14 protein-coding genes are annotated in these 13,069 nt (G+C 60.4%); 8 read left to right on the top strand and 6 right to left on the bottom strand.

Annotated features, from left to right (window positions below; genetic code table 11):
• The first annotated feature begins 133 nt into the window (after positions 1-133).
• The 4 genes from hrcA to dnaJ all read left to right on the top strand — a co-directional run bounded on the left by hrcA (position 134) and on the right by dnaJ (position 5,201).
• The gene (gene hrcA / locus J3349_RS09605; RefSeq protein ID WP_149793999.1) at positions 134-1,207 is read left to right on the top strand and encodes a heat-inducible transcriptional repressor HrcA; all 1,074 of its coding nucleotides are present in this window, start codon (positions 134-136) and stop codon (positions 1,205-1,207) included.
• On the top strand, positions 1,204-1,830 hold the full coding sequence (locus J3349_RS09600; protein ID WP_207677259.1) for a nucleotide exchange factor GrpE: 627 nt from the start codon (positions 1,204-1,206) through the stop codon (positions 1,828-1,830). The genes hrcA and J3349_RS09600 overlap by 4 nt, the downstream gene beginning before the upstream one ends.
• Positions 1,831-1,922: 92 nt before the next feature.
• Positions 1,923-3,755 carry a molecular chaperone DnaK gene (gene dnaK, locus J3349_RS09595; protein WP_158395384.1) on the top strand — a complete coding sequence of 611 codons (1,833 nt, stop codon included), beginning with the start codon at positions 1,923-1,925 and terminating at the stop codon, positions 3,753-3,755.
• 264 nt (positions 3,756-4,019) lie between these two features.
• The gene (dnaJ, locus tag J3349_RS09590; RefSeq protein ID WP_149793996.1) at positions 4,020-5,201 is read left to right on the top strand and encodes a molecular chaperone DnaJ; all 1,182 of its coding nucleotides are present in this window, start codon (positions 4,020-4,022) and stop codon (positions 5,199-5,201) included.
• A 138-nt stretch (positions 5,202-5,339) separates the two neighbouring features.
• On the opposite strand, the gene J3349_RS09585 is transcribed toward dnaJ, so the two are convergent.
• From J3349_RS09585 to J3349_RS09560, 6 genes are all read right to left on the bottom strand, one after another.
• Positions 5,340-5,666, bottom strand: a complete 327-nt coding sequence (locus J3349_RS09585; RefSeq protein WP_149793994.1) for a hypothetical protein — start codon at positions 5,664-5,666, stop codon at positions 5,340-5,342.
• 92 nt (positions 5,667-5,758) lie between these two features.
• A complete protein-coding gene (locus J3349_RS09580; protein WP_015564456.1) occupies positions 5,759-6,091 on the bottom strand; it encodes a hypothetical protein in 333 nt (110 codons plus the stop codon).
• Positions 6,092-6,296: 205 nt separating this feature from the next.
• Complete coding sequence (locus J3349_RS09575; protein ID WP_207677258.1) at positions 6,297-7,469, bottom strand: DHHW family protein; 1,173 nt, start codon at positions 7,467-7,469, stop codon at positions 6,297-6,299.
• 15 nt (positions 7,470-7,484) lie between these two features.
• Positions 7,485-8,903, bottom strand: coding sequence for an MBOAT family protein (locus J3349_RS09570; protein WP_207677257.1), 1,419 nt, complete (start codon positions 8,901-8,903; stop codon positions 7,485-7,487).
• Positions 8,904-8,981: 78 nt separating this feature from the next.
• Positions 8,982-9,569, bottom strand: a complete 588-nt coding sequence (locus tag J3349_RS09565) for a DUF4358 domain-containing protein (RefSeq protein WP_207677256.1) — start codon at positions 9,567-9,569, stop codon at positions 8,982-8,984.
• A 144-nt stretch (positions 9,570-9,713) separates the two neighbouring features.
• Positions 9,714-10,628: a M15 family metallopeptidase gene (locus J3349_RS09560; protein WP_207677255.1), complete on the bottom strand. Its 915-nt coding sequence runs from the start codon at positions 10,626-10,628 to the stop codon at positions 9,714-9,716.
• Positions 10,629-10,705: 77 nt separating this feature from the next.
• On the opposite strand from J3349_RS09560, the gene J3349_RS09555 reads away from it, so the two are divergent.
• The 4 genes from J3349_RS09555 (at position 10,706) to J3349_RS09540 (ending at position 13,007) form a co-directional block, all read left to right on the top strand.
• Positions 10,706-11,143 (top strand): SpoVA/SpoVAEb family sporulation membrane protein, encoded by a 438-nt coding sequence (locus J3349_RS09555; RefSeq protein ID WP_207677254.1) that lies wholly within the window; start codon positions 10,706-10,708, stop codon positions 11,141-11,143.
• 113 nt (positions 11,144-11,256) lie between these two features.
• A complete protein-coding gene (locus J3349_RS09550) occupies positions 11,257-12,282 on the top strand; it encodes a stage V sporulation protein AD (protein WP_207677253.1) in 1,026 nt (341 codons plus the stop codon).
• Positions 12,279-12,635, top strand: a complete 357-nt coding sequence (locus J3349_RS09545) for a SpoVA/SpoVAEb family sporulation membrane protein (RefSeq protein WP_158398340.1) — start codon at positions 12,279-12,281, stop codon at positions 12,633-12,635. Before J3349_RS09550 ends, J3349_RS09545 begins: the two co-directional genes overlap by 4 nt.
• 108 nt (positions 12,636-12,743) lie before the next feature.
• Entirely contained in the window at positions 12,744-13,007 is a 264-nt protein-coding gene (locus J3349_RS09540) for a peptidoglycan synthetase (protein WP_207677252.1), read from the top strand.
• Positions 13,008-13,069 lie beyond the last annotated feature (62 nt).

The raw sequence follows: 13,069 nt of genomic DNA, 5'->3' as shown, positions 1-13,069 counted from the left end.
TATGACAGAATTATGAATCTTTATAAACTTTTTCGAGAAGCTATTGACAGGGGAAAATTTTTGGCTATAATGGTCTTAGCACTCAGGAAGACGGAGTGCTAAAGAAACGAAAGCCAAAAAGGAGGCAGGCGCTATGACGATGGATGCACGCAAGCAGCGAGTCTTGCAGGCGATCGTGGCGCTGTATGGCCTCGAGGGCGAGCCTGTGGGCAGCAGTGTGCTGGCAAACTATTTTGATATGGCTGTGTCCAGCGCCACGCTGCGCAACGAAATGGCGGCGCTGACCAAGCTGGGTCTGCTGGAGCAGCCCCACACCAGCGCGGGCCGTGTCCCCAGTGCCAAAGGCTACCGTTATTATCTCGACAATCTGCTGACGGACGACCAGCCGCTGGACCGCGTGACCCGCGCCCGCGTCGAAGCCGTTTTCGCCAGCCTCGACCATGAGCCGGAAAAGCTCGCACAGGGCGCTGCAAAGGCGCTGGCCGCCATCAGCGGCTGCACCGCGGCCGTCAGCACCCCCTGTGCCGAAGACCTCTGCGTCGCCCACTACGAAGTCGTTCAGGTGGGCCGCAGCGCGGCGGCTGTACTGGCCGTCACGACGGCGGGCTACGTTCGCACCCGTGTGGCGCGGGTCCGCACCGGCCTCTCCCGCGAGAACGCCGCTGCGCTGGCCGCGCTGCTCAACCGCAACCTGACCTTCGTTGCGCCGGTGGACCTGTCCAACCGGCTGCTGGCAGAGCTGTGCAGCCAAATCGACCCGGAGCTGGTTCCGGTCATCAGCGCAGCCGCTGCGATTTTGCAGGATTCCGCACAGCCCCACGTATTTCTGGGCGGTGAGCAGTACCTGCTCAACTGGCCGCAGCTCGAAGGCAAGGTGGGCGACATCCTCACCCTGCTGAACGACGAAGAGCAGGCGGCCCACATCATCGCACCCCCGGCAGACCGCAGTGAGAGCGTGCTGCTGGGTGAGGATCTGGAACCTCAGATCCCCGGCTTGTGCATCGTCAGCGACCGCTACCTGGTAGGCGGCGGGCTGTGGGGTACGGTGGCCCTGATCGGGCCGACCCGGATGCCCTTCCAGAAGCTGATGCCGCTGCTCCACCTCTTTGCCGACGAGCTTGGCGAGGGCATGAGCGGCAAACGAAAAGACACCCCGCAGATGGCCGCACCCCGGCGGACTGTGATATATAAGGAGGATCTGGAATGAGCGAAGAGACCAAAAAGACGGCAGAAGCTCCCGAGCAGGAAGCAAAGGAGACCGAAGCCGCACCTCAGGAAGCGCCCGAGACCGCCGCAGCCCCCGAGAAGGAGACCGAGGCAGAACCCGCAGACGCCAAGAAGAAAGATGGCTGGTTCAATAAGAAGGCACGCGAGATGGACGCCGTAAAGGCAAAGCTCGACGCAGCCGAGAAGAACGCCGCACAGGCCAAAGACCAGCTGCTCCGGATGGCAGCGGAGTACGAGAACTACCGCAAGCGCTCCACCCGCGAGGCTGACCAGAAGTTCAACGATGGCGTGTCCTTCGCCGTGAACCAGATCATCCCCATCCTGGACACGCTGGAAATGGCAGCCAACGCCCCCACCACCGACGAGAACTACAAAAAGGGCGTGACTATGACGCTGGACAAAGCCGCCAAGGCACTGGATGCCCTCCATGTAGAGGAGATCGAGGCGCTGGGCAAGCCTTTTGACCCCAACTTCATGAACGCCGTCCAGCAGATCCCCGCCCCGGACGGGCAGGAGAGCGGCACCGTCATCACGGTGTACCAGAAAGGCTACAAGCTGGGCGACAAGATCGTCCGCCACGCGACCGTCGTGGTGGCCGAGTAAATCCGCAAAGACCCGCAGGGGTTTTGAATATAGACATCCGCTTCATATCTAAGCATGAGATAAACAAGTTCTTTTGAGAGGAGACTTCATTTATGAGCAAAATCATTGGTATTGACCTTGGTACTACGAATAGCTGCGTGGCTGTCATGGAGGGCGGCGAGCCCGTCGTCATCGCAAACTCCGAGGGCGCCCGCACCACCCCGTCTGTTGTTGGCTTCACCAAGACCGGTGACCGTCTGGTCGGTCAGGTCGCAAAGCGTCAGGCCATCACCAACCCCGAGAACACCGTTTCTTCCATCAAGCGTCAGATGGGTACCGACCACAAGGTGACCCTGAACGGCAAGGAGTACACTCCCCAGCAGGTCAGCGCTATGATCCTGCAGAAGCTGAAGGCTGATGCGGAGGCTTATCTGGGCGAGCCTGTCACCGAGGCCGTCATCACCGTTCCTGCTTACTTCAACGACAGCCAGCGTCAGGCTACCAAGGACGCCGGCACCATCGCCGGCCTGAACGTCAAGCGTATCATCAACGAGCCTACTGCCGCTTCTCTGGCATACGGCATCGATAAGGAAGATGACCAGAAGATCATGGTCTACGACCTGGGCGGCGGCACCTTCGATGTCTCCATCATCGAGATGGGCGACGGCGTCACCGAAGTTCTGGCCACCAACGGCGACACCCATCTGGGCGGCGACGACTTCGACCAGCGCATCATCGACTGGATGGCTGACGCCTTCCAGACCGAGAACGGCATCGACCTGCGCAAGGATAAGATGGCCGCTCAGCGCCTGAAGGAAGCTGCCGAGAAGGCAAAGATCGAGCTGTCCAGCGCTATGAGCAGCCAGATCAACCTGCCCTTCATCACTGCTGACGCTACCGGCCCCAAGCATCTGGATATGACCCTGACCCGTGCAAAGTTCAACGAGCTGACCGCAGATCTGGTCGACCGCACCATGACCCCTGTCCGCAAGGCTCTGCAGGATGCCGGCCTGCGCGCATCTGATCTGAAGAAGGTCCTGATGGTCGGTGGTTCCACCCGTATCCCCGCTGTCTACGATGCAGTCAAGAAAGAACTGAACTGCGAGCCCTTCAAGGGCATCAACCCCGATGAGTGCGTGGCTGTCGGTGCTGCTATCCAGGGCGGCGTCCTGCAGGGCGACGTCAAGGGTCTGCTGCTGCTGGATGTCACCCCGCTGAGCCTCGGTATTGAGACTCTGGGCGGCGTCTGCACCAAGATCATTGAGCGCAACACCACCATTCCTACCCACAAGAGCCAGGTCTTCTCCACTGCTGCGGATAACCAGCCCTCTGTTGAGATCAATGTCCTGCAGGGCGAGCGTGAGTTTGCCCGCGACAACAAGAGCCTCGGCGTCTTCCATCTGGACGGCATCGCTCCGGCTCCCCGTGGTGTGCCTCAGATCGAAGTCACCTTCGATATTGATGCAAACGGCATCGTGAAGGTCAGCGCGAAGGACCTGGGTACCGGCAAGGAGCAGAACATCACCATCACCGCTTCCACCAACATGTCCAAGGACGACATCGACAAGGCTGTGAAGGAAGCTGAGCAGTTTGCTGCCGACGATAAGAAGAAGCGCGAGGAAGTGGACATCCGCAACGGCGCCGACCAGATGGTCTTCCAGACTGAGAAGATGCTGAAGGAGAACGGCGACAAGATGCCCGCCGACGTCAAGAGCGAGGCTGAGGCAAAGCTGGCCGACCTGAAGACCGCTGTCCAGTCCGGCTCCATCGACGACATCAAGGCAAAGCAGGATGCTCTGAGCCACGTCTTCGAGAAGATGTATCAGGCTGCCGCTGCTGCCCAGCAGCAGGCCGCAGGCGCACAGCCCGGCCCCGATGCTGGCGCAAACGGTCAGCAGAAGCCCAACGATGACGGCGTTGTGGACGCAGACTTCAAGGAAGTCTGATTTGAGACACAGCAGTGCGTATCCGGCCAAACCGGCGGGTATGCGCGTAGAATAGCAAAAGCCGCTCCGGTTTTGCCGGGGCGGCTCTTGCTGGTTATAGAGAAAACCTCTCAGTCTCGCTGACGCTCGCCAGCTCCCCTGATAGGGAAGCCATTGGCAGGCCGGTCAGGCTTGTACAGATTTGCTTGAGGGCTGTCTGTACTGGAAGCGGCAGTGCGCTGCTATATAGGGGAGGTTGCTGCTTATACGAGAGGTGATTGGATTATGGCACAGGAGAAACGTGATTACTACGAAGTGCTGGGTGTATCCAAGACGGCCACCGACGCGGAGATCAAAAAGGCTTACCGCAAGCTGGCCATGAAGTACCACCCGGACTATAACCCCGGCGACAAGGAAGCCGAGGAAAAGTTCAAGGAGATCAACGAGGCAAACGAGGTGCTTTCGGACCCGAAGAAGCGCCAGCTCTACGACCAGTACGGCTTTGCCGGTGTTGACCCCAACTACGCCGCCCAGAACGGCGGCGGCCCCGGCGGCTTTGGAGGTTTCAGCGGTTTTGGCGGCGACGGTGTTGACCTTGGCGATATTTTTGGCGACATCTTTGGCGGTGGCTTCGGCGGTTTTGGCGGCTCGAGCCGTTCGGCGAATCCCAACGCCCCCCGCAAGGGTCAGGACATCCGGGTGCGCATCACCCTGACGTTTGACGAGGCGGTGCATGGCTGCAAGAAGAACATCACCATTACCCGTCAGCAGGAGTGTACCGAGTGCCACGGCAGCGGCTGCGCCGCCGGTTCCAGCCCGGAGACCTGCCCTGACTGCGGCGGCAGAGGCTTTGTTATTCGTCAGCAGCGTACGCCCTTCGGCGTCATGCAGACCCAGCAGCCCTGCTCCCGCTGCGGCGGCAAGGGCAAGCTCATCAAGAACCCCTGCAAGAGCTGCCACGGCAGCGGCACCATCGCGGTCAAGAAGACTCTGGAGGCCAATGTCCCTGCGGGCATCGACGACGATCAGGGCTTCCGCCTCTCGGGCATGGGCAATGCCGGCACCAACGGCGGCCCCGCAGGTGACGTCATCGTGGCGGTGACTGTCCGGCCCAGCGAGGTGTTCCAGCGCGACGAGAACAACATCTACGTCGTCTTCCCCATCACCTACAGTCAGGCTGTCCTGGGCGATACCATCACGGTGCCTTCCATCGACGGCAAGGTCGAGGTCAATGTGCCGGAAGGCACCCAGAGTGGCACCACCTTCCGCCTGCGCGGCAAGGGCGTCCAGTATGTGAATGGCAGAGGCCGCGGTGATATGTACGTCAAGTGCGAGGTCGAGATCCCCAAGAAGCTCAGCCGCACCCAGCGTGAGGCCCTGAAGAAGTTCGAGGGGACCCTGAAAGAGGATAACTACGAAAAGCGCAAGGGCTTCTTCAAAAAGCTGAAGGATATGTTCAATAACTAAATCAGCACGTCTATAAACAGGCAGAGGCATCCGGTTTGGGTGCCTCTGCTTTTGTATGGACAGATAAAAAGAGGGCGGCGGCCCTTCCCTTACGGGAAGAGCCGCCGCCTTTGTTGTTCTTTGGAGTCTCCTGATTTATTAAAGCAGGATAAGAGCTGCGTTAATCACAAGGCCAATTCCGGTAGCGGAGGTACCCAGAACCCAACTGGCACACGCAAGGTCATAGAGGAAATTAGACACACTCTTCCCCATATCATTTGCGAAATAGTCCAGACCATCCTGAGTCCAAGTATTAGGGTTCTTCTTGCGGTAATCACGGATAGCGGTGACGCCCGCAAGCCATGCATAAGGAGGGAAGACCCATGCAGCGATAGCCTGAATAGCACTGGCACCACCGGTGGTATAGGTCATTTCCTCTTCGTTCATCACGCAGTAGGAAGCGGGCAGCATCATGATGTTTTCCATAGTAGCACTCCTTTACGAACAATATCCCAAAACAGCGCGGTGTGCGCCGGTTTGACGAAAGATAGAAGTTCCCGAAAAGCCGCAGGGGAAACTTACAGGATGAGCAGCAGCGCGCTCAGGGGAGCGAGAGCCACCACCGTACCGGTAGAAACAACGTCACGCAGGAAGTTGGAAGGCGATTTGGACATATCGTCGCTGATGGCGTCCATTGCACGGCCCATAACGGTGAGAGGATTGCCCCTGCGGTTGCTGTCAACGCTCAGCCAGTCTCTGGCCTGCGAGATGCCCCAGACATAGCTGGATGCCAGAACGGCCACGCCCACGATGGTGACGACGCCGCCAACAGCGCTGCCGCCGGTGGTGTAGGTCATCTCATCGTCAGAAAGCACTGCGTAATCAGCAGGCAACTCCATATATTTCTTCATAAAGAATCACTCCTTCATATCAGCAGACGGCGCACCGCACCGCGCTGCAAAGATCCCTCTTGCAGAGCTAACTTCTCTGACAGCATCATTCTACTACAATGCTGGATTTTGTGCAAGGGTTTTGGATAGAAACCACAAAAACCCGGGAAAATGCATGAAAAACACCTCGGAAGTTTGTGGAAAAATACTGCAATAATTCCCGGTATCAGCCCGCTACGCCGGCCCGGTAGAGGTAGGGGTCGCTCTTGAAGCTGTCGAAACTGTAGAGCACGAGGAGCTGGTCGTAATCGTTGTCCGCAATGAGCTTGTCCAGACCGTAGTTATAATTGCGGAAATCCACCACGTCGATGTCGGCGTAGTTGGCCGTCAGGTAAGGCACGAAGCAGTTGGCGTAACTGTCCTTGATGACGAGAATGCGCCCGGTGCCGTCGCCCTTGATGCGGCTCAGGCCGTTGTTGCCGTGGAGGAACATGGCATACTTGTCGTAAACGTCCAGCTTGGCCGTGTCATACAGGCCGGTCGTCTCACCGTCGGCGGGCTGGCCGGGGCCGCTGACCGAGTAGATGGTCAGTTCGTTCGGCAGGTCATAATAAGTGATGGTGTCCGGTTTTGCGTCCGGCGTCCGCGCCTTGGAGTAGTGGGTGCCGTAGAAGCCGTCTGCCGCCAGCACGGTGTGGGCCGAGGGATCAAAGGGCGTAAGGCCCAGGGTGTCGCAGAGCAGCTTGTAGGCGTAGTATGCGCCGGCGCTCGTCCAGTGGTGGTCGGTGCGGTAGTAGATATATTCGTCCTTGTGCGCGGTGAGGGTCTGCCGCACGTCCACAAAGCGGCCTCCGGCGGCCTGTACGGCATCGGAAAGCGAGTCGAGATAACAGTCCTCGTCCAGCAGCGGAGCGCCCGCAGGGACGTTTTCCGGGTAGATGGCGGACGCCGCAGGCACCAGCATCACGTTGACCTTGCCCGGGTACCGCTGACAGAGCGCTTCCAGCGCGGCAGTGTTCTTGGGCAGGGTGCGCGTCTCGCTGGAAACGAGGCCGTAGGTGCGGGGGAACATCATGTGCTGTTTGCCCAGCAGGATGCCGCCGCTCTGCTCCTTCTGCATCACCTTCGTTTCCACGGTGCTCTGCAGGGCGACCCAGTTGTCACGGCCCGCCACCTGGTCTTTGACGTATTTCGTGTAGGCCGTGAAGAACTTGTTCAGCCCATCAGCCGAGACGCTGGACAGGCTGGGCTGCTGGGAGAGGGTGGTGTTTTCCAGTTCACTGTAGGCCCGGTCCGGCGTGACAAGGTCCAGCACGAACAGCCCGGCAAAAAACAGGGTGAATGCGATAAGGACCGGATAGCGGAAAATCGAAGCGGAGCGCTTTGAATGTTTGTCCATCGTTCACGCCTCCTCTTAAAAGTTGAAATACAGGAACGGGCTGTTGGTGCTGCCCACGACGTAAGCCATCGAGACCGTCAGCAGCACCAGAATGGTCAGCGCCTTGGTGATGGCATTGCGGGAAAGCAGCTTCCACAGCTTTTCGATGAGCGGGGTGCAGCAGACGACGGAGACCGCCAGCAGTACGCCGTAGTTGCGCAGGAAGTAAAGGGGCATCACGCCGCCGGAAGGGATGAAAAGCTTGCGGAACAGCAGGCCGAACTCCACGCCTGCGTCGTTGCCCACGAACATGGCCCAGCCCACGACCACGAGGAAGAGGGTGTAGATATGGGGCCAGACCCTGCCCTTTTTGAGGTAGGGCAGGAGGAAGAGCTTTTCCAGAGCCAGCAGCACGAAATAGTACAGGCCCCAGCAGATGAAGTTCCAGTTCGCGCCGTGCCAGATGCCGGTGAGCAGTTCGACGACGAACAGGTTGAAAATCTGTCGCTTGAGGCCCTTGCGGTTGCCGCCGAGGGGGATATACACATACTCCCGGAACCAGCCGGACAGCGTCATGTGCCAGCGCCGCCAGAACTCGGTGATGGACGCGGAGATATAGGGGTAGTTGAAGTTCTGGGGGAAGTCGAAGCCCAGCATCTTGCCCATGCCGATGCCCATCAGGGAGTAGCCGGAAAAGTCGAAATAGAGCTGGAGCGAGTAGGCGATGACGCCCAGCCAGACCAGCGGGGTCGAGGCGTTGGCGAGGCCCACGAAGGAGACGGAGGGGCTGTCCGCTACGCCGATGATGTCCGTCCAGAGCGCACCGATGGCGTCGGCCAGCAGGACTTTCTTTGCCAGGCCGAAGGTGAACAGGGTCATGCCGTCCTCGATCTGCTTGAGCTCATAGCGGCCTTTGTAGACGTGGAGACGGTCGGAGACGTCCCGGTACTTGACGATGGGGCCGGCGATGAGCTGGGGGAACATGACGACGTAAGCACCAAAATCAATGATGTTATGCTCCGTTTCCACATCCCGGCGGTAGACGTCGATGGTGTAGGAAAGTGTCTGGAAGGTGTAGAAGCTGATGCCCAGCGGCAGTACGCTGATGCCCTGAATGGACGCAAAACCGGTGCCGAAGATGGCATTGATGCTGCTGAGCACGAAATTTGCATACTTGAAGTAGAAGAGCATCCCGAGACTGCCCGCCAGCGCGATGAGCAGCAGGATGAGACGGGCGGCCTTGTTCTGCTCGAAGCGCTCAAGCCCTAGGCCGCAGAGGTAGTTGATGAGGATGAGCGCCAGCATGACCGGGAAAAAACGCACCTCGCCCCAGCAGTAGAACACGAGGCTGCACAGGAACAGAACGGTATTTTTGAGTTTCGGGGGCGCGAGATAGTACAGCGCCAGTGTGATGGGCAGAAAGCGCAGCAGAAAGATGATGGTGCTGAAGACCACGGCGTCAGCCTCCTTTTAACATTGTGATAAAGCCGAAAAAGGCCGATGCCGCCACGGCACCGGCCCGAGAGAGTCTGTTTATTTGCCCAGAACGTCCTTCACGGCGCTGGTCAAATCAGAAGAGCAGTCGTTGGAGGCAATGACCATCACCACGAGGTCGTCGCCGCCGTCGATGATGGCGTTCTCCACGTTGGACTGTGCCTGTGCAAACTCAGCATAGTTGCCGTAGAAAGCCACCTGGTCCTGCTGGTAGGTCTTGAGGGTGTCCATGACGTCCTGTGCCTTGCCAGCGGCGGGCTGGATGGCCAGCACCAGACCGGCGTCGCCGTTGTCGTTGCTCTTGAGGCCCTTGTAGCTGGTCACATCGTCGGCTTTCAGGCCAAAGTCGTACTCGATGTTCATGGCCGTTATCTCAAACTGGTTGGAGATGGGGTCGGCCTCGAGCAGAGCGTCTACGGCAGAAGCCACGGCGTCGGAAGCGCCGTTCTCCTCAGCGGAAACGGAAGCTGTCGGCTCGGAAGAAGCGCTCTGGCTGGCGGCCTCGGAGGACGCTGCGCTCGAAGCGGCAGAGGATGCCGAAGAGGCAGAGCCGCCGCAGCCTGCCAGCAGGACACAGCCTGCAGCCAGCGCAGCAGCAGAAAGGACGAGTTTCAGACGAATATTCATAAAAGATTTCCCTCTTTTGTCGTTAAAATTCTGAGGCCCGGCCGCCCCGAAAACTGTCGGCCCAAAACCCCAAGATAGTCTACCATATCGACGGCAGAATTGCAAACGAAGCGTGAAATTTTAACCTTTTCTTCACCAGTGGATTCAGCCCTCGGCGGCGATGCTCTGCAGAGTCTCGATATAGTCCTCAAAGCACAGGCCGCTGGCGTTGATCTTAGCGGCGTTCTCCACGCCCACATACCGCCAGTGCCAGGGCTCGTAGATGATCTCCGTCTTGTCCTCGGCGTCCTTGGGGTAGCGGAGGATGAAGCCGTAGTCGCCCGCGTGCTCACAGAGCCAGCGGAAGGCGGCGGTCTTTTCGAAGCCCTCGTCCAGACCGGTGTGCTCCGGGCTGTTCAGGTCGGCGGCGAGGCCGCAGTTGTGCTCGGAGTATCCCGGAGGGTTGACGACGGCAGCGGCCTTTTCCTTGGCAGTGGCATTGTCGTAGCCCTTGTCGAGGTAGTATTTGGTCTTCCGCTCGTAGAGGCTGGTCTGGTACTTGACGCTGCGGTAGCCGCTCTGCATCCAGACGGTCACGCCGTCGGCGGCAGCGGCTTTCTGCATCTCAAGGAAGGCGTCGCAGGCCACGGTCTGCAGCGTCTTGTTGACGGCGGTGGCAGAGCCGCACTCCTTGGTATCAAAAGTATAGTCGTCCGGCATCTTGCTGGTGTGGTTCACCAGCACCATCAGCGGGTCGGCCAGCATGGCGCGGGCCTCGTCGGCGGTGAGGCCGAGGGCGTTGGCGGCGGTGAGGCCGAGGGCGTTGGCGGGCGCAGCGGTGTTCTCGGCAGAGCTCACAGTGGAATCGGCGATGCTCTGGGCCGGCATGGAGATGGCGGACGCCGCCGAAGCGCTGGGGACGACGGCATGGCGGGTGAGCAGGAAGGAGACGCCGCCTGCGGCGACGCAGAGCATCACGGTAAGGCCGGCCACCCGGCGGATGGCGCGGTTACGTCTGCGGCGGCGCACCTCGGCGCGGGTGAGGCGTCGGCGGTGAGGATGAGGAGCGGAGGGATTCATAATGGACCTTCTTTCTTGTTGAGGGTGTGTATATTTTTGCACACGGGCGGACATCCTATTCCCGGGAGGCGAACAGGATGAAAATGTCGGCTGAGGAATACGGGCGCAGGGTGCGCCGGGTCGGCCCGCCCTCGCCGCTGGGCGGGGACTGCCTCTGGGCGTTTGGCGTGGGCGGCAGCATCTGCCTGCTGGGCGAGGTGCTGCGCGGGTGGTATCTGACCATGGGGCTCGACAAAGAGCTGGCCGGGACGCTCACCAGCTGCACGCTGGTGGCGCTGTCGGCATTGCTGACGACGCTGGGCCTCTACCAGAAGCTGGCCGCGAAAGCGGGCGCAGGCACCCTCGTACCCATCACGGGCTTTGCCAATGCAGTGGTCAGTGCGGCCATCGAGTTCAAGACCGAGGGCCGTGTGCTGGGGACCGGCGCGAAGATGTTCATCATCGCCGGGCCGGTCATCGTATACGGTACGCTGGCGGCGGTTCTCTACGGCAGCGTCTACTGGCTGCTGCAGTAAAAGTCCCCCTGCCAAGGATACGCATAAGGAAGTGCGGAAATTGCACTTTCACACTAAAATTCAGTATACCACAAAAAACAGATAAAATCAGCCCCATAAAGGAGGAAACTGTGATGGCTGCACGACGCGGAGACACTCTTTTGTTCCCGACGCCGCCCGTCGTGGCGGCTCATGCGGCCATCGGCGGCAAAAAGGAGGGTGAAGGCCCCCTTGCCGCCTGTTTCGACGAGCTGAGCGCCGACAACTTTTTCGGCCAGTCCAACTGGGAGGCCGCCGAGAAAGAAATGGCCCTGCGGGCGGCGCGGCTCTGCCTCAAAAAGGCTGAGACGACGCCGGATAACGTCAGCCTCGCGCTGGCGGGCGACTTACAGGCCCAGTGTACCGCGTCCAGCTACGCCCTGCGGGAGCTGGGCATCCCCTTTGCCGGCCTCTTCGGGGCCTGCAGCACGATGGCCGAGGCGCTGGGCCTCGGCGCGGCGCTGTGCAGTGCAGGCATGGCCGACGGCCTGCTGGCGATGACGTCCAGCCATTTCTGCGCGGCAGAGCGTCAGTTCCGCACGCCGCTGAGCTACGGCGCTGTCCGGACGCCCACCGCCCAGTGGACGGCTACGGCGGCGGGTGCCTGCCTGCTGCGGCCCGCCGGTGAGGGGGTGCAGCTCTGCGCCGCCACCTTCGGACGGGTGCAGGACTATAAAATAAAAGACATCAACAACATGGGTGCGGCCATGGCCCCCGCTGCCGCCGCAACTCTTTTGCACTATCTGAAGGACACCGGCAGCGCCCCGGCGGACTTCGACCGCATCTACACCGGCGACCTCGGCCATGTGGGCAGCCAGCTCCTGCGCGACCTGCTGGCGGCAGAAGGTCTTCTGCTCAAGAACCATGTGGACTGCGGCTGCATCCTCTACGATGCCGCCGAGCAGACAGTGAAGAGCGGCGGCTCCGGCCCGGGCTGCTGCGCCTCCGTCCTCTGCGGGCATATCCTGCCCCGCCTCGAGAAGGGAACGCAGAAGCGGGTGCTCTTTATCGCCACCGGTGCGCTGATGAGCCAGACGACCTTTTTGCAGAAGGAGAGCATCCCGGCCATCGCCCATCTCGTGGAGCTGCGCAGCCCGCAGCAGAAGGAGGAAAACGGATGAATTACTTCTGGGCCTTCGTGGTGGGCGGCTGCATCTGCGTCATCGGCCAGCTGCTCATCGACCTCACCGGTTTGACCCCGGCCCGCATCCTGACGGGCTATGTGGTGGCAGGCGTCATTCTCTCGGCGGTGGGGTGGTATGCGCCGCTGGCGGAGTTCGCGGGCTGCGGGGCCACCGTGCCGCTGCTGGGCTTCGGCCATCTGCTGGCGAAAGGCGTGCGGACGGCCATCGAAGAGGAAGGGGCCATCGGCATCCTCACCGGCGGGCTGACTGCCGCTGCGGCAGGTATTACCACCAGCCTTGTGTGCGGAGTCGTCTGCTCGTGGGTGGGGAAGAGTCATGACCAGAATTAGAAAAACATCCCGGCTCAAACCGGGATGTTTTTGTGTGTAAGGCGGGCCGTTTCGCCTCATTTTTCGCCCGGAGTGCGTTATATTGGGGCCAGAAGGAGGCGAAAAGCCATGCGACAGGAAACACAATGGACGACGATCTTCTGGGAGGGCTGGACGGCGCTGGCGCTCTGCGCAGCGGCGGTGTTCTGGCCCGGCAGTGCGGCGCTGGGCTATCCGGCTGTGCTCTGGCCGGGGCTGGCCCTTGCGGCGGCGGTCCCCGTCCTCTGGGCCGGGTGGTGGCTCTGGGCGGAGAAGGCTCCGCCGCTGCCGGAGGAGGAGCTGATGGGGCAGCAAGGGAAAGTACATATTGTTACGGATGAAGTTTTTCTATGACAAAAGTTAAGTTCTCTTTTGCGCACCAAAAGAGAACCAGAAAAGTGCCCGCTACTTTCGAG

The organism is Faecalibacterium sp. Marseille-P9590 (assembly GCF_017377665.1).
Lineage (GTDB): Bacteria > Bacillota > Clostridia > Oscillospirales > Ruminococcaceae > Faecalibacterium.
This window is presented reverse-complemented; position numbering and strand designations above follow the sequence as displayed.